General features: G+C 59.2%; 17 protein-coding genes and 1 pseudogene. 6 read left to right on the top strand and 12 right to left on the bottom strand.

Annotation, left to right across the window (positions count from 1 at the left end; genetic code table 11):
• The first annotated feature begins 16 nt into the window (after nucleotides 1-16).
• Genes C7H09_RS10570 through C7H09_RS10555 form a run of 4 tightly spaced genes read left to right on the top strand, consistent with a single transcriptional unit; the run spans nucleotide 17 to nucleotide 3,784 of the window.
• A complete protein-coding gene (locus tag C7H09_RS10570; protein WP_106762481.1) occupies nucleotides 17-1,093 on the top strand; it encodes a hemin-degrading factor in 1,077 nt (358 codons plus the stop codon).
• A complete protein-coding gene (locus tag C7H09_RS10565; RefSeq protein WP_240616555.1) occupies nucleotides 1,090-1,938 on the top strand; it encodes a heme/hemin ABC transporter substrate-binding protein in 849 nt (282 codons plus the stop codon). Before C7H09_RS10570 ends, C7H09_RS10565 begins: the two co-directional genes overlap by 4 nt.
• Nucleotides 1,935-2,969 (top strand): FecCD family ABC transporter permease, encoded by a 1,035-nt coding sequence (locus tag C7H09_RS10560; protein WP_106762480.1) that lies wholly within the window; start codon nucleotides 1,935-1,937, stop codon nucleotides 2,967-2,969. The genes C7H09_RS10565 and C7H09_RS10560 overlap by 4 nt, the downstream gene beginning before the upstream one ends.
• The gene (locus C7H09_RS10555; protein ID WP_106762479.1) at nucleotides 2,969-3,784 is read left to right on the top strand and encodes a heme ABC transporter ATP-binding protein; all 816 of its coding nucleotides are present in this window, start codon (nucleotides 2,969-2,971) and stop codon (nucleotides 3,782-3,784) included. The genes C7H09_RS10560 and C7H09_RS10555 overlap by 1 nt, the downstream gene beginning before the upstream one ends.
• Here the strand turns inward: C7H09_RS10555 and trmL are convergent.
• The 5 genes and pseudogenes from trmL to C7H09_RS20230 form a co-directional block, all read right to left on the bottom strand.
• Nucleotides 3,742-4,206: a tRNA (uridine(34)/cytosine(34)/5-carboxymethylaminomethyluridine(34)-2'-O)-methyltransferase TrmL gene (gene trmL / locus C7H09_RS10550; RefSeq protein ID WP_106762478.1), complete on the bottom strand. Its 465-nt coding sequence runs from the start codon at nucleotides 4,204-4,206 to the stop codon at nucleotides 3,742-3,744. The genes C7H09_RS10555 and trmL overlap by 43 nt on opposite strands.
• The gene (locus tag C7H09_RS10545; RefSeq protein ID WP_106762477.1) at nucleotides 4,206-5,384 is read right to left on the bottom strand and encodes an acetyl-CoA C-acetyltransferase; all 1,179 of its coding nucleotides are present in this window, start codon (nucleotides 5,382-5,384) and stop codon (nucleotides 4,206-4,208) included. Before C7H09_RS10545 ends, trmL begins: the two co-directional genes overlap by 1 nt.
• A 109-nt stretch (nucleotides 5,385-5,493) precedes the next feature.
• Complete coding sequence (locus C7H09_RS10540; RefSeq protein ID WP_106762476.1) at nucleotides 5,494-6,234, bottom strand: pteridine reductase; 741 nt, start codon at nucleotides 6,232-6,234, stop codon at nucleotides 5,494-5,496.
• 13 nt (nucleotides 6,235-6,247) lie between these two features.
• Nucleotides 6,248-7,369, bottom strand: coding sequence for a tRNA nucleotidyltransferase/poly(A) polymerase-related protein (locus C7H09_RS10535; RefSeq protein ID WP_106762475.1), 1,122 nt, complete (start codon nucleotides 7,367-7,369; stop codon nucleotides 6,248-6,250).
• Between the two features lie 130 nt (nucleotides 7,370-7,499).
• A pseudogene (locus C7H09_RS20230) lies at nucleotides 7,500-7,631 on the bottom strand (conjugal transfer protein TraF); the annotation flags it as partial.
• A gap of 202 nt (nucleotides 7,632-7,833) precedes the next feature.
• Between C7H09_RS20230 and C7H09_RS10525 the strand changes: the two are divergent.
• Both C7H09_RS10525 and C7H09_RS10520 read left to right on the top strand, forming a co-directional pair.
• The gene (locus C7H09_RS10525) at nucleotides 7,834-8,385 is read left to right on the top strand and encodes an LPP20 family lipoprotein (protein WP_106762474.1); all 552 of its coding nucleotides are present in this window, start codon (nucleotides 7,834-7,836) and stop codon (nucleotides 8,383-8,385) included.
• A gap of 23 nt (nucleotides 8,386-8,408) precedes the next feature.
• On the top strand, nucleotides 8,409-9,623 hold the full coding sequence (locus C7H09_RS10520) for a flagellar assembly protein T N-terminal domain-containing protein (protein WP_106762473.1): 1,215 nt from the start codon (nucleotides 8,409-8,411) through the stop codon (nucleotides 9,621-9,623).
• A 3-nt stretch (nucleotides 9,624-9,626) separates the two neighbouring features.
• Here C7H09_RS10520 and C7H09_RS10515 read toward each other — a convergent pair whose 3' ends face one another.
• From C7H09_RS10515 to sufB, 7 genes are all read right to left on the bottom strand, one after another.
• Entirely contained in the window at nucleotides 9,627-10,088 is a 462-nt protein-coding gene (locus tag C7H09_RS10515) for a SufE family protein (protein WP_106762472.1), read from the bottom strand.
• Complete coding sequence (gene sufT, locus C7H09_RS10510) at nucleotides 10,085-10,627, bottom strand: putative Fe-S cluster assembly protein SufT (protein WP_106762471.1); 543 nt, start codon at nucleotides 10,625-10,627, stop codon at nucleotides 10,085-10,087. The genes C7H09_RS10515 and sufT overlap by 4 nt, the downstream gene beginning before the upstream one ends.
• A 35-nt stretch (nucleotides 10,628-10,662) precedes the next feature.
• Complete coding sequence (locus tag C7H09_RS10505) at nucleotides 10,663-11,019, bottom strand: HesB/IscA family protein (protein WP_106762470.1); 357 nt, start codon at nucleotides 11,017-11,019, stop codon at nucleotides 10,663-10,665.
• A gap of 12 nt (nucleotides 11,020-11,031) precedes the next feature.
• Nucleotides 11,032-12,285, bottom strand: coding sequence for an aminotransferase class V-fold PLP-dependent enzyme (locus C7H09_RS10500; protein ID WP_106762469.1), 1,254 nt, complete (start codon nucleotides 12,283-12,285; stop codon nucleotides 11,032-11,034).
• Nucleotides 12,286-12,289: 4 nt separating this feature from the next.
• The gene (gene sufD / locus C7H09_RS10495) at nucleotides 12,290-13,576 is read right to left on the bottom strand and encodes a Fe-S cluster assembly protein SufD (protein WP_106762468.1); all 1,287 of its coding nucleotides are present in this window, start codon (nucleotides 13,574-13,576) and stop codon (nucleotides 12,290-12,292) included.
• A gap of 15 nt (nucleotides 13,577-13,591) precedes the next feature.
• Nucleotides 13,592-14,350 (bottom strand): Fe-S cluster assembly ATPase SufC, encoded by a 759-nt coding sequence (sufC, locus tag C7H09_RS10490; protein ID WP_106762467.1) that lies wholly within the window; start codon nucleotides 14,348-14,350, stop codon nucleotides 13,592-13,594.
• A gap of 254 nt (nucleotides 14,351-14,604) precedes the next feature.
• The gene (gene sufB, locus C7H09_RS10485) at nucleotides 14,605-16,053 is read right to left on the bottom strand and encodes a Fe-S cluster assembly protein SufB (protein ID WP_106762466.1); all 1,449 of its coding nucleotides are present in this window, start codon (nucleotides 16,051-16,053) and stop codon (nucleotides 14,605-14,607) included.
• Nucleotides 16,054-16,059: the final 6 nt, after the last annotated feature.

Genomic DNA, 16,059 nt, shown 5'->3' with positions numbered 1-16,059 from the left:
TAACGAGGAGAAGAGTATGCAAGGCACGATCGAGAACACGATTGATGAGCCCCAGCAGGCATTGGCAGTACGTTTGCAGGTATTGCTGGAGCAAGAGCCCAACCTGCGGGTTCGGCAAATGGCTGAAAAGCTGGGTGTCAGCGAAATGGAGCTGATGCGAGTACGTACCGGTGAGGCCCTGATTCCGCTGAAGAAAGATTTTCCCGGCATCCTGAAGGCGCTGGAAGCGGTGGGGCCCGTGATGATTCTGACCCGCAACGAGCAGGTGGTGCATGAGGTGACCGGCACCTTCAAGGATTTCACCGCAGGCGGTTCCGGCGCTATGGGGCTGGCGGTGGGTGAGATTGATATCCGTGTGTTCTTCAAGGCCTGGGCCTGGGGCTATCGGGTGAAAGAGCAGGTTCGGTCCGGGCTGCGGGAAAGCCTGCAGTTTTTTGATAAGTACGGTGCCGCGGTGCATAAGATTTACCGTGTGGACGAAACTGACGGAGCCGCCTGGGATACGCTGGTTGAGAATTTTGCGGCCGATGAACTGGAACCGTTCATTCCCAATGGCAGCCGCCCGGCGACGGAGCGTGCAGATGCGGACAGCATTGATGTTGAAGCCCTGCGGGATGGCTGGAGCAAGCTCAAGGATGTGCATCACTTTGGCGCACTGCTGAAAAAGACCGGTGCCGACCGGCTGACCGCCCTGGAGCTGCTGCGGGGCGAATGGGCAACCGAGCTGAGCCGGCCAAAAGATGACGTGTGTGATCGCCTGCTGGAACTGCTGCGGGATAATCAGTGCCGGGCCATGATCTTTGTGGGTAATCCGGGCATTGTTCAGATTTGGACGGGGCAGGTAGAGAACCTGCGTCGCAGCGGCCCCTGGATGAATGTGCTTGATAGCAAGTTCAACCTGCATGTGAATACCGAGTCTATCACCCGCTGGTGGCTGGTTCGCAGGCCGTCGACCGATGGCATGATCACGTCTGTTGAAGCGTTCAATGCCGGAGGCGAACTGCTTCTTACCGTGTTCGGTGACCGTAAACCGGGCATTCCGGAGTCTGAGCACTGGCGCGAGCAGGCCCGCTCCCTGGAGGCGCTGTCATGAGATCGCAACTGGCCAGCATCGTGTTGGCTGTGGCGATGGTATTGCCGGGGGTGTCTGCTGCAGCGGATACCCGTCTGGTTACCGCCGATGGCGCAATCACCGAAATTGTCTACCGGTTGGGCCTCGAGTCTATGCTGGTGGGCGTTGATACCACCAGCGGCTACCCGGAACAAACGGCAGCATTACCGAAAATCGGCTATCTGCGTGCACTGCCTTTTGAGGGTGTACTGGCACTGAGGCCAGACCTGCTGATTACCTCTGAGCAAGCGGCACCGGCAAAGAATCTCGATCGCTTACGAAAGGCGGGAGTTCAGGTAGAAATTCTGCCGTCTGCCTGGAGTTCAGAAGCCTCCCTGAAGCGGGTGGAAAGTGTTGGTGAGTTGCTGGGCCGGGGTTCGGAGGCGACTGCACTGGTTGCAGACCTTCAGGCCCGTATTAACAACCTGCATGCGGCAGCAGAAGCCCGTGGTTATAGGCCAAAAGTGCTGTTCGTACTGGCTGCGGGCAACCACACGGTAATGCTGGCTGGCAAGAACACGGCGGCCGAGGCGTTGTTGAATGAAGTGAATGCAGACATCGCTTTCACCGATCTGGAAGGCTACAAGCCTGCCAGTCGCGAAGCAATTCTGGCTTCCCGGCCCGATGCCATTGTGATCGCCGAATCGGTACCCGGGCAGTTTAATATCGACAACTGGCCAGAGTTAAAGTTGCTGGATGCCTGGAAGCTCGGGCACAGGCTGAAGACCGATAGTATGTTGTTGCTCGGCTTTGGCCCCCGGTTGGTGGACGCCATGGCTGCTGTGAGCAAAGCGTTGCCTGCCAACCCGAACGTTGCTACCCGATGATGACACCTTCCGGCCGTCTGGACTCGACGCCTGCGCTGCTGATACTGGGTAGTGCTGCCCTTGCAGTGGCGCTGGTTTCGGTCTCCAGTGGTGCTTACCCTTTGTCCGTCGCCGACATTCTGCGGGTAATAGCCGGCAAGGAAGCCGCCGACCCGGTGGCCTCTATGGTGCTACTGGAAGTGCGAATGCCCAGGTTTCTACTGGGGTTTCTGGTGGGCGCGGTATTGGCGGTCTGTGGTGCGGTTTTGCAGGGATTGTTTCGTAACCCGTTGGCCGACCCCGGCCTGATCGGGGTGTCGGCCGGTGCCTCGCTGGCCGCGATTGCCGTTATCGTGCTGGGTAACACCTGGCTGGGTGGCTGGCTGGCGCTGACCGGCGACTGGGCCCTGCCCATTGCCGCATTTACTGGCGGAAGCCTGACGGTACTGCTGGCCTGGCGGATCGCTAACCGCTCCGGCCAGACTGCGGTAGCGACGTTGTTGCTGGCAGGCATTGCCATTAACGCTGTGGCGGGCGCCGGTACCGGGCTGCTGACGTTCTACGCCAGCGACGAAGAGTTGCGATCTCTTACCTTCTGGACTATGGGCAGCCTTGGCCATGCCGGTTGGGATGATCTGGTGCTGGGCGCACCCTTTATGGTGCTGGCACTGGTGCTTGCGCCCTGGCTGGCGCGCCCGCTGGATGCTTTTTTGCTGGGCGAGTCGGTAGTCGGCCATCTTGGCTACCGTACCGATACTGTTAAAAAAGTGGCTATTGTGGTGGTAGGACTTGGCGTGGGAGCGGCCGTTGCGGTCAGCGGGCTGATTGGTTTTGTCGGGCTGGTGGTGCCCCATCTGGTGCGCCAGGTGTTGGGGGCCAGCCATCGAGTCGTATTGCCGTTCAGTGCCTTGCTGGGCGGCACTTTGCTGGTGGCGGCAGATTCGCTGGCCCGTGTGGTGGTTGCACCGGCCGAGCTGCCCATTGGGCTGATGATGGCGTTGATTGGCGGGCCCTTCTTTCTGGCGCTTTTGCTAAGAACCCGGGTGATGTGATGGTACTGGATATCAGGAATGTGCATGTGAGCCTTGGCTCGACGCCAATTGTGCATGGTGTCGGCCTGAGCGTGGCCGCCGGTGAACTGGTGATGCTGCTGGGGCCCAACGGGGCGGGGAAATCGACCCTGCTGAAGGCTGTGAGCGGCGATGCCCCCGCCCGGGGTGAGATTTTTGTGTCTGGGCAGGCGTTGGCCGACTGGTGCCCGCAGGCACTTTCCCGCCACCGGGGCGTTATGCCTCAGCGGGTTGATATTAACTTTCCGCTAACCGCTGAAGAGGTGGTTCGGCTGGGGCTCTCTGCCAAGTCCCCGGGCCGTGCCGATGAACTGGTTGAACACCTGCTGTCTGATCTTGAAATCAGCCATCTTCGACACCGGCTGGTGCCAGGGTTGTCGGGCGGCGAGCAACAGCGGCTGCAACTGGCCCGTGTTCTGGCCCAGATTTTCGATACTGAGGGCGACCGACTGTTGTTGCTGGATGAATGCACTTCGGCGTTAGACCCGGCCCACCAGCAACTGGTGCTGCAGCGGGTGCACAGGCTGGCCCGGGAGCAGGGTGTCGCGGTGCTGGCGGTGGTGCATGATCTGAACCTGGCCGCCCAGTATGCGGATCGACTGGTGATGATGCGGGCAGGGCGCTGCGTGCTCGAGGGGGCAGCCCGGGAGGTACTCACGCCCGAGGTGTTAGACGCGGTTTACGGATTTCAGGCCCGGGTTGTCGAGTTGCCCGAGGGGTACCCTCTGGTGATTCCCCTGGGCCAGACACGGGCTCAGACGGCGCCGTTAAAGCCGGTTTGCCGCCAGGCCTCGTAAACCACCAGTGCCACGGTATTGGACAGATTCAGGCTGCGGCTTTCCGGGCGCATGGGCACCCGCAGGCGGTGGCCGTCGGCCAGACTGTTGCGTACGGTTTCCGGCAAGCCCCGGGTTTCCGGGCCGAACATCAGATAATCGCCATCCTGAAACCGGGTTTCATGGTAGGGCTCAGAACCTTTGGTGGTCAGGCCGAACAGGCGTTCGGGCTGCTCACTGGCCAGGAAACTGGCGTAATCCGGGTGGATTTTCACCGTGGCGTATTCGCTGTAATCCAGCCCGGCCCGCCGCATCTGTTTGTCTTCCAGGGTGAACCCCAGAGGCTCAATCAAATGTAGCTGACAGCCGGTGTTGGCGCACAGCCGGATGATATTGCCGGTGTTCGGCGGTATCTCCGGCTCGTACAGAACCACGTGCAGCATTAACGTTCCACAGCCAGGGCCACGCCCATGCCGCCGCCGATGCACAGGGTCGCCAGACCTTTCTTCGCATCCTGGCGAACCATTTCGTGCAGCAGGCTGACCAGAATACGGCAGCCGGAAGCGCCGATGGGGTGGCCCAGGGCGATGGCGCCACCATTCACGTTTACCTTGCTGGTGTCCCAGCCCAGGTCCCGGTTGACGGAAATCGCCTGGGCGGCAAAGGCTTCATTGGCTTCAATCAGGTCCAGATCGTTCACGGTCCAGCCTGCACGCTCCAGGCAGCGCTGGCTGGCGGGGATCGGGCCGGTGCCCATGATGGTCGGGTCTACCCCGGCGTTGGCGTGGGCCTTGATGGTGGCCAGCGGGGTCAGGCCCAGCTCTTTTGCCTTGTCGGCACTGCATACCATCACCACCGCTGCGCCATCGTTTAGGGAGGACGCGTTGCCAGCGGTCACCGTGCCGTCCTTCTTGAACGCCGGGCGCAGCTTGCCCAGGCTCTCAGCGGTGACACCGTCGCGGGGGCACTCGTCCTTGTCGACCACAATCGGATCGCCTTTGCGCTGGGGAATGCTCACCGGCACGATCTGGCCATCAAAACGGCCTGCTTGCTGAGCGGCCACGGCTTTCTGCTGGGAGGCAGCCGCGAAGGCGTCTTGCTCGTCCCGGCTGATGCCGTACTTCTCAACGATGTTCTCGGCGGTAATGCCCATGTGGTAATCGTTGAAAGCATCCCACAGACCGTCTGTGATCATGGTGTCGATCATGTTCCAGTTGCCCATGCGCTGGCCGTTGCGGCTGTTGGGAACCACGTGCGGCGACTGGCTCATGCTTTCCTGGCCACCGGCCAGAATCATCTCGGCGTCGCCACACTGGATGGCTTGCACCGCCATGTGCACAGCCTTCAGGCCGGAGCCGCATACCTTGTTGATGGTGATTGCCGGTACAGATGCGGGAAGACCCGCATTGATGGTGGCCTGGCGCGCCGGATTCTGACCGCAACCTGCGGTGAGCACCTGGCCAAGAATAACCTCGTTAATCTGCTCGCCGGCGACTCCGGTTTCTTCCAGAACGGCCTTGATTACCGCTGAGCCCAGCTGGTCTGCTCGCAGGCTGGACAGACCGCCGCCAAAGCTGCCAATGGCGGTACGTTTCGCGGCTACAATTACTACATCACGCATGGGGCTTCTCCGTATTGGGTGCCTGATTACCCGGCACTCTGCTTTTTGCAATGGCGGGCATTGTAGCGGTAAAGCCCCAAGGCGCCAAAACAACCAAAGTTTAAGGCGGCTACATGTTCAGGCTGCGGCCACCGTCAACTGCCAGGACTTGCCCGGTGACAAACGGCGCGTCGCAAATCAGATAGGCAATGGCACTGGCAATGTCGTCTGGGTTGCCGGTACGGGCCAGGGGTGTTTTGGCCAGTATCGCCTGCTGATAGGTTTCATCGACGGCGGCCTCGCCATCGGGCCAGAGAATGGCACCGGGAGAAACCCCGTTCACCCGCACCTCAGGCGCCAGATCTTTGGCCCAGGAGCGGGTCAGTGCGGCCAGGCCCGCCTTGCTGGCGCAGTACAGCGGGTGGTCACCCAGGGGTTTTTCGCTGTAGATATCGATCAGGTTCACCACGCTGCCGCGGGCGGCTTTCAGCGCCGGAAGGCAGTGTTGAAGCAAAAAGAAAGGCGCTTTCAGGTTGGCGCCCATTATCCTATCCCAGTCCTGTTCGGTGGCTTCTTCCGTCGGGTTGGGATAGAACACAGAGGCGTTGTTTACCAGTGCGTCCAGCCGCTGCCAGTGCTCACCGGCCTGCTTTGCAAGTTTCTGCAGTTGTGCCGGATCGGCCAGATCCGCCGCCAGGCAGATAGCAGATTCCGGGCGGCGCTGGTTTAACCGGGCAACCAGCGCCCGGGCCTCGGCCTCCCGGTTGCGATAGTGAATAACCAGGTTCCAGCCACGGCGGTGCAAGGTTTCAGCGGCACGCGCGCCCAGCCTGTGGGCTGCGCCGGTAATCAGGGCAACGGGGTAGTCCATGGTGGCGATTTCCTTAAACGGATGAATGCAGTGTTGCCTTGATACGAGCCAGTCGCTCGTTCCGGATTGCCTCGCCCAGGGCTTTGCCCTGTATGCCCTGCTGCAGGAATATTTGCGGTGTTACGCTCCGGGCCTGGCGGGCGGCAGATTCCAGATGGTTTATCAGAGCGGGGCCGTGGTTACCCAGTGTGCAGTTCAGAGTAGCGAGCAGGCTGTCGAAACGCTCTGGCCTTCGCCACAGATCAGCTTCATCCATCAGGCTGGCCAGTAACTCTGGCGCCAGGTTCCGCGCCGATTCCATATCGCGGAGCTCGGCCATAAACCGGCAGCACAATCGAACCAGTTCCCGACAGTCGTTCGGGCTTTTCATGATATTCGCGCGCTTCAATGCGAGCGCACCATCAATGCCGGATAGCAGTGCTGCATAGCGTTGCGCCGTGCTGCCTTGGGTTCGGTGCATGCACTGCAGGGCCTGCAGGCCTTGCTGCATGGCGGGCTCCGCGGCCAGCTCGGGCATCAGGGCTGCCAGCGCACCTACTTGCTTCAGCACATCAAAGAACACGCCGGGCGCCCGCTCATGCAGTGCGCGCTGGATTTCCTGCCAGACCCGTTCCGGTGCCAGTGCGTCAAGCTCACCGCCAGCGACCATGGTGCGCATCAGGCTCAGGGTTTCGCTGCAAATTCTGAATCCCATGGGCTGCAGGCGCGCTGCAAAACGAGCTGTGCGCAGGATCCGCAGCGGATCTTCTTCAAATGCCTCGGACACATGGCGCAGCTTCTTCTGTTCCAGATCGGCCAGACCATTGAACGGGTCGATGAGTTCGCCGCTTTCAGCTTCGGCCATGGCGTTGATAGTGAGGTCCCGGCGTTTCAGGTCGTCTTCCAGGGTAACGTCGGGGGCGCTGTAGACGGTAAATCCATGGTATCCGCGCCCCTGTTTACGCTCCGTGCGCGCGAGTGCGTATTCCTCGCCGGTCTGCGGGTGTAAAAACACCGGGAAATCGGCACCGACCTGCTTGTAGCCCTTGCTGATCATGGTCTCGGGGGTGGTGCCGACCACCACCCAGTCCCGATCCTTTACCTCAAGACCAAGCAGTTTGTCGCGGACAGCGCCGCCCACCAGATAGATTTGCATGTTTAACGCGGACCTTTGTCGACCGGAGGATTGTCGGCAGATTATCCGGCTGGCGGGCGCCTGAGGCAAATAGCAGCGCAAAACGTAAAAAGCCCGGCCCGGATTACCCGAACCGGGCACAAAGCACCAGTCAGAACGAGGTGCCCAGCTCCAGTGCCGCTCCGGTATCGGCGCTGCTGAATAGCGCACCCAGATCAACCCGCACGCCAACAATATTCAGGCCCAGGCCTGCGGTTCATTGGGTATCTTCTTCGATGCCGTCGACTTCAAAGCCGAACGCTTCTTTTGGTGTGCCAGCCGATGAGTAATATCTTGTGAAACGCCGGTGGCTGGGTGGCGGCTTTTTGCCGCTCCGGCGGTTAGCCCTATAGTGTTTTAGAACGATAGCTATGTTTTTCAATGATTTAATGAATCTGGTGTGATTTTTTCATGGATTCTGAAAATTGTGGTTTGGAGACAGGATAATGACCTTGCGCTGGGTTCTGTTGTGTGTGCTATTGCCTCTCAACCTGGTGGGGTGCTCTTCTATCTGGGGCGGAAGCCAGGAAACTGACCGCTCGGATAGTGCAAACCGTCGGTTCGAGCCTATTACCGTCCGGGTGAGCGGTTTTGGTACCTATGAAAATGTCGGGCAGGATCGGGTTAATCCGCGCAAACGCTTGATGGCCAGGCGCGTGTCCAGGCTGGACGCCTACCGAAATCTTGCTGAGCGCGTATATGGCACGGTGATTTTTGGCAGCTCCACCGTGAACGACTTTGTGCTCAATAACGACAGCTTTCGCACCTATGTAGACAGCTACATCCGAGGCGCTCGGATGGTCGCCGTAAATGAGCACAGCGATGGTGTGGTGGAGACGGTGATGGAGTTGCGTCTGGAGCCACGTTTTCGGAACTGCGTTGCTCAGGTGGCTGATGATCAGGTGCGCGATGTTTGTGCTATTCCCATGCCGCGCCGTAGTGACCGGGCAGGGGATGTGGAGGCCGGGCGCACAGATTCTCTTTATTACCTGGACTGAGCTGCCTAAAAGGTGACGATTCGATGACGATACGTGTGTTTTTCCTGTGTCTTCTAGGGCTCTGTACCGGTGTACTGCAGGCGGCCGTGTTGGAGGGAGTGGGCCACGCCAATATTCGCGAGGGCAACCTCGCGCAGGCCCGGGCTGAAGCTCGTCAGGCGGCGATGCGTGACCTGGCGCTCCAGTATGAAGCCAGGGTAAGCACCACCGATACTATAGAAAATGGTGAGCTTACCCAGTCGTACACTGAGCTGTCTGCCCAGGCCAAGGTACGAAATGCCACCATTGTGGACGAGTACCGTCGCGGGAATCTGTTGCGGGTTATCGTCCGGGCAGACATGGCGGGGGCTGATGCCAGTGATGAAAGCATGTGCAAGGCTGCTGAGGCCAGCGGTTTACGCAAGCGTGTTGCGGTGACAGCTTTTCCGGTTCTTCGCCCGGTACAGGCTGGCAGTCCGGGCCTTAATGATGCTGCGCAGGAACTCCCTCGGGCACTGGTGGCCCGCCTCCAGGCGCGGTATTCCATGGAGGTTCTGGGAGCCACCTCTTTGCAGCTGTTCTCGAACTTACCGGATGCTCCGACAGCGCAGGCCAACCCTGCCAGCAACCACTTAACCAATGTCGTACAGCTGGCGCGGGAGTTGGGCGCACAGTTTGTGGTATCCGGTGTCATTCGGGACATAAGTCTTGCGGATCCTGGCGCATGGGGCAGTTCCATTGCGGATCGTATCAAGCGCCGGTTCAACAGAGTGGATACTCGGCGCCGGTTCGCCGTTGAGTTGATGATATTCGATGGTTTCAGCGGTTCGCCGGTATTGCGTCAGCGCTTCGAAACTCTCGCGCCCTGGCAGCCAAGCGGCAGTGGTAGCGGCGGGTTTGCCTCAGCTGGCTTTTCTGGCACGGAGTGGGGGCGGGCAGTAAGCGGTGTTATGGACGATATGGCCGGCGCGGTGAGTAAGGCTCTGGCGTGTCAGCCCTTTATGACCCGAATTACCCGGGTGGCGGGTGAGCATGTGACTCTGGCTTCGGGCGCCACGGCAGGGTTGAGGCCTGGCCAGGAATTGAGTCTGTACCGCAGCCAGCGCTATTTCGACAGTTTGCAGGGTACGCCGGAGCTGTCAGATACCGGGGCTACATTAGTGCTGAATAACGTGCATCCGGATTTCAGCAACGGGCGAATGAGCACAGAAGCTGGCCAGGTCAATATCCAGCGGGATGACCTGGCCATTATCTGGTAGCGATCAGGCGGCAGCTTCGGCCGCGGCAATATCCCGGATCTTGCCGACCATGGCGCGCAGGCCGTTGCCCCGGGTGGGGGAGATGTGGCGGAACAGATCCAGCCGCTCGAACAGTTCGTCGATGTCGGTGGCCAGCAAATCCCGGGGTGACTTGGCGTTCAGGGCCACCAGAATGATCGCCGCCAGACCGCGCACAATCATCGCATCCGAGTCGATCATCAGGAACAGCTTGCCGCTGCTGTCGTCGTAGTGGTGAATCAGCCAGACCTGGCTCTGACAGCCGTGTACGTAATTCTGTTCCGTGCGCTGGTCATCGGGGAAGGCAGGCAGTTGCTTGCCCAGGTCGATGATGTAGGCGTAGCGCTCTTCCCAGTCGTCGAGAAATTCGAAAGCGTCGAGTACCTCTTCCAGGTTTGTGCCCTGGCCGAGAGGGTTGTTCAGAAACTGTTCCTTGCTGGCGGTCATAACATTCCCAGTTCGAGTTTGGCTTCGTCGGTGAGCATATCGTTGTTCCAGGGCGGATCAAAGGTCAGATCAACGGTTACCTTGTCCACATTGGGCACATGCTCCACCTTGCGCTTCACGTCGTCGGTGATCACCGGGCCCATGCCGCAGCCAGCGGCGGTCAGGGTCATCAGGATGTACACGTGATTACCGTCTTCGGTGCCATTCTCAATTTTGCACTCGTAGATCAGTCCCAGGTTGACTACATCCACGGGAATTTCCGGGTCGTAGCAGTTGCCCAGAGCTTCCCACACCTGGTTCTCATTGATGGTGCCGTCTTCCGGGGTGTCGAAGTTGCTTTCCAGCGGTTGCTTGCCCAGGGCATCGGCGTCGTGGCCTTCAATACGCGCGAGGTTGCCGTTGACTGCCACGGTAAAGCTGCCCCCCAGAGACTGGGTGATGGTCACGAAGGTATCTGCCGGAATCATAATCTCCGTTCCGGCGGGCACCAGACGGGCTTCCACTTCGCGCTTTGTCAGGACGACTTCGCGTTCTTGCATAATCTCTGAGCCTTTTCTAACGCTATTTTGCGACCTTAAGCCACCGTAAAACTTTCACCACACCCGCACTCCGCTGTGGCGTTGGGGTTGCGGAAGCGAAACAGGGAGTTGACACCCTCGGTGACAAAATCAATTTCAATGCCATTCACCAACGGAAGATGTTCTTCTTTGACGAAAACATCCACGCCATCGATGTTGAAGACCCGGTCATCTTCGGCCGGGGTTTCCACCCATTGGGTTTCATACTTGAAGCCGGAGCAGCCGCTTTTTTTGATCGCCAGGCGAATGCCTTTGGCTTCCGGTTTTTTGTCCAGTTGCTTGCGAACGTGCTTAACTGCGGTTGGCGTCATGGTCACGTTGACGCTGTTCGGTGTGAAGACTTCGGCTGTCATGTGTCCATCTCCTCAGGCAAACAGGCGCTGTATTTTCTGCAGGCCGGTAAACAGTGTTTCGACCTCTTCAAGGGTATTGTAGAACGCAAACGAGGCCCGGGCAGTCCCGGGTACGCCGTAAAAATCCATCAGCGGCATGGCACAGTGATGGCCGGTGCGTATGGCAACGCCCTGCTGATCCAGCAGAGTGCCAATATCGCTGGGGTGCAGGCCGGCAATCTTGAACGACATCACCGGCACCTTGTTGCGGGCCGTGCCGATAATTTCCATGCCGGGTACCGTCTCAATCAGAGCATTGGCCCGCTGCAGCAGCGCGTTCTCGGCAGCTTCCATGGCGTTGCGATCGAGCCGGTTCAGGTACTCGATGGCTGCGCCCAGGCCAACGGCTTCGGCGATGGCCGGGGTGCCCGCTTCAAATTTATACGGCAATACGTTCCAGGTGGTGCGTTCGAACGATACCCGTTCGATCATTTCGCCGCCGCCCTGGTACGGGGGTATCTCTTCCAGCAGCTCGGCCCGGCCATAAAGCACGCCGATGCCGGTGGGGCCGAACAGTTTGTGGGAAGAGAATACGTAAAAGTCACAATCCAGAGCCTGCACATCCGGTTGGAAGTGGGGCACCGCCTGAGCGCCATCAATCAAGGTGACAACGCTTTGTGCTTTGGCCTTCTGAATCAGTGAGGCTATCGGGTTGACCGTACCCAGCACGTTGGAAACGTGGGTCAGCGCCAGCACGCGGGTGCGCTCGCCCAGTAGCTGGTCGAACGACTCCAGATCCAGTTCGCCCTCGGGTGTTACCTGAATCGGCACCACTTTGGCTCCGGTGCGCTCGGCCACCATCTGCCAGGGCACGATGTTGGCGTGGTGCTCCATGTGGCTGACCAGAATCTCATCACCGGCCTTCAGGCGCGGGGCCAGGCCATTGGCCACCAGGTTGATGGCTTCGGTGGTGCCCCGGGTCCAGATGACTTCCCGGGTGCTGGCTGCATTCACAAACTGGCGAACGGTTTCCCGCGCCCCTTCAAAGGCCGCAGTCGCCCGGTCGCCCAGGGTGTGGGCGCCACGATGCACGTTGGAGTGCATTTCCCGGTAATAACGGTCCATGGCGTCCATTACGGCTTGCGGCTTCTGGGCCGATGCGCCGTTGTCCAGATACACCAGGGGCTTGCCGTTCACTTGCTGGGCCAGAATCGGGAAATCCCGGCGAATGGCCGTCACGTCAAACACCGGTGTACTGGTCTTGTTTGCCACAGACAGGTCAGTCATGCCCTCAGGCCTCCTGAAAGGTTTGCTCGAAGAATTCGTTTAGCCGCGTTTGTGCGGTTTCCCGCACGGCTTCGACTGGAATCTGTTGCATCAGCTCGTTGATGAACGCCATGGTCAGCAATACGTTGGCCTGACGACGATCGATGCCCCGGGAGACCAGATAGAACAGGGAGGTCTCATCCAGCTGGCCAATGGTGGCGCCGTGGGCACATTTTACGTCGTCTGCATAGATTTCCAGTTCGGGCTTGGTGTCGATCTCGGCACCGTTCGACAACAACAGGTTCTTGTTGTTCATATTCGCGTTGGACTGCTGGGCGTCCTGGTGAATATGAATGCGCCCGTTGAACACCGCATGGGACTGGTCGGCAGCGATGTTCCGGTAGGTTTCCTCGCTGTTGCAGTGCGCGGCAATGTGCTCTATGCAGGTGTGGTTGTCGTAGTGTTGCTTACCCTGGGTGACCACCACACCATTGAGTTTGCACTCGGCGCCTTCGCCTTCCAGCCGAACCTGCAGATCGTGACGGCGCAAGGGGCCGCCGAAGCCGACGCAATGGCTTTCAAAGCGGGAGCTGCGTTGCTGAACAACACCGGTGGCACCAATGTGCTGTACATTCTCGCCTTCCATGTTCAGGCGGATGTTGGTGATATTGGCACCTTCGGCGAGTGTGAATTCGGTGACGGTGTTGGTGAACGCCGCCGATTCGCCCTGTGAGATGTACTCTTCTACCAGGGTCATCTGGCTGTTGGCGCCAGCTTCTACCAGAATGCGCGGGTAAGCTGAGCCGCTGGCGTCTGCGGTGGTTTCGTGGATGACAAACAGCGGCTGATCCAGCACTGCACCGGGCTTGAGACGAACCAGCAGGCCATCTTCAAAGCGGGCACCGTTCAGGCGCGCAAACTGGGCCTGGTCGTGGTTCAGGGTGCGGCCAAGCTGCTCTGCCAGTGCCTGGCCCTGTTCGTCGTCCAGATCGCTGAAACTCTGAATCAGGATGCCGTCCAGATCCGGGTATTCGCTGGCTTCCGGAATCATCACGCCATTCAGAAACACCACCTTGTAGCCCGGCACGGCCAGGCTGCTGCCGACTGTGCCGTCGGCGGGCAGTGAAATGGCCATGTCGTCGGCCAGCTTCAGGTACTTGCTGGAATACTTCCAGTTTTCGGTTTTGCGGGTAGGCAGCGGCATGTCGACCAGAGCGCTTGCCCGGTCTTTGCGCAACGCCAGCAGCGGCTGGGGCAGGGACTGCCCGGCCGGATGCAGGAAGGCGCTGGAAAGCATGGGTGCAGATTTCATTCCAAGGCCTCCTGATCAGTTGCTGGCTTCGTCTTTGATGCCCAGCCAGCCATAACCTTTTTCTTCCAGCTCCAGGGCCAGCTCGCGGCCACCGGATTTGATGATGCGGCCACCGGCCAGTACGTGAACGTAGTCCGGCACAATGTGGTTCAGCAGGCGCTGGTAATGGGTCACCATCAGAATGGCGCGGTCTTCGGAGCGCAGGGCGTTAACGCCATCAGACACCACTTTCAGGGCATCGATGTCGAGGCCTGAGTCGGTTTCGTCAAGAATCGCCAGTTTTGGCTGCAGCAGCAATGCCTGCATGATTTCGTTACGCTTTTTCTCGCCGCCGGAGAAGCCTTCGTTTACGCCACGCTTGAGGAAGGCCGGGTCGAGGTCGACCTGTTTGGACACTTCTTTGGCCAGTTTCATGAACTCGGCGGCGTTCATGTCTTCCTCGCCTTTGTGCTTGCGCATGGCGTTGACGGCGGTGCGCAGGAACTGCAGGTTGCTGACGCCGGGGATTTCCACCGGGTACTGGAACGCCAGAAATACGCCATTGCGTGCGCGTTCTTCGGTTTCCTGATCAAGCAGGTTTTCGCCGTTCAGGGTGACTTCACCGCTGGTGACTTCAAATGCTTCGTTGCCTGCCAGAACCTGTGACAGGGTACTCTTGCCTGAGCCGTTCGGGCCCATGATGGCGTGAACTTCCCCTGGTTTGATTTCCAGGTTGATGCCTTTGAGGATTTCTTTGTCCTCAACGGATGCGTGCAGGTTTTTGATACTCAGCATTTGTACGCTTCTCTCTTTTAACCGACTAAATTCTTTTGCCCGCTCCAGTGTTGGAGTGAGTCAGCCATCGGGCAGGCCCTTCCGGGATACGCTGTAAATACGTCCATGTACGCTCGACAAAATCATCCCTGATTTTGACGATCCCGGAAGGGCCTGCCCGATGGCTTCCGCGATACTTTTATATTTGCCGTCCAAAACAATCGGCGAAACCTCCCCACTTGCTGACCTCCTCCGAGGCCAGCGGGGCAAACTGTTTAACCAACCGACCCTTCAAGGCTGACTTCCAGCAGCTTGCCAGCTTCAACAGCAAATTCCATCGGCAACTCCTTGAATACCTCTTTGCAAAAGCCGTTCACGATCATGGACACGGCCTGCTCCGGGTCAATGCCACGCTGGCGGCAGAGGAACATCTGCTCGTCGCTGACTTTGGAGGTGGTGGCCTCGTGCTCCACGATGGCGGACTTGTTCTTGCTCTCGATGTACGGGAAGGTGTGGGCGCCGCAGCGGTCGCCGATCAGCAGCGAATCGCACTGGGTAAAGTTGCGCGCACCTTCGGCACCGGGGCCGAATTTCACCAGGCCACGGTAGGCGTTGGAGCTTTTGCCAGCCGAGATGCCCTTGGAGATGATGGTGCTGGTGGTGTTTTTGCCCAGGTGGATCATCTTGGTGCCGGTATCGGCCTGCTGGAAGTTGTGGGTCAGTGCCACCGAGTAGAACTCGCCAACGCTGTTATCACCACGTAATACGCAGCTCGGGTATTTCCAGGTGACGGCAGATCCGGTCTCTACCTGCGTCCAGGAGATCTTGGAGTTCTTGCCGATGCAGGCGCCGCGCTTGGTGACAAAGTTGTAGATGCCGCCTTTGCCTTCTTCATCGCCCGGGTACCAGTTCTGCACCGTGGAGTATTTGATCTGGGCATCGTCCAGCGCTACCAGTTCAACCACCGCCGCGTGCAGCTGGTTTTCGTCCCGCATGGGGGCCGTGCAGCCTTCCAGGTAACTGACGTAGCTGCCTTCTTCCGCGATGATCAGGGTGCGCTCGAACTGGCCGGTGTTGGCGGCGTTAATACGGAAGTAAGTCGACAGCTCCATGGGGCAACGCACACCCTTGGGGATGTAGACGAAGGTGCCGTCGGAGAAGACCGCCGAGTTGAGGGCTGCGAAGAAGTTGTCGCCCTGGGGTACCACGGTGCCCAGATATTTTTTGACCAGTTCCGGGTAGTCGTGAACGGCTTCTGAAATGGAGCAGAAGATCACGCCCGCTTTGGCCAGGGGCTCTTTAAAAGTGGTGGCAACGGAGACCGAGTCGAACACGGCATCAACGGCCACGCCCGCCAGTTTTTCGCGCTCGTGCAGAGGGATGCCCAGCTTTTCGTAAGTTTTCAGCAGCTCTGGATCGACTTCGTCAAGGCTCTGGGGCATGTCTTCTTTGCGCTTGGGTGCCGAATAGTAGGAGATCGAGTTGTAATCGACTTTCGGGTAGCCAACGTGGGCCCAGTCGGGCTCGTCCATTTCCAGCCAGCGACGGTAAGCTTTCAGGCGCCACTCCAGCATCCATTCCGGTTCTTTCTTGATTGCAGAAAGTCGGGCTATGACGTCTTCGTTCAGGCCGGGTTCGAAGGTTTCGGATTCGATTTCGGTCACGAAACCGTGCTCGTACTCCCGTTTGATCAGCTCTTTCACCTCGTTGTCGGTGGTCGCCATGATCGT

The sequence above is a fragment of the Marinobacter fuscus genome, assembly GCF_003007675.1.
In the GTDB taxonomy this organism is placed as follows: domain Bacteria; phylum Pseudomonadota; class Gammaproteobacteria; order Pseudomonadales; family Oleiphilaceae; genus Marinobacter; species Marinobacter fuscus.
The sequence above is the reverse complement of the archived record's forward strand: the minus strand, read 5'-3'. Positions and strand labels throughout refer to the sequence as shown.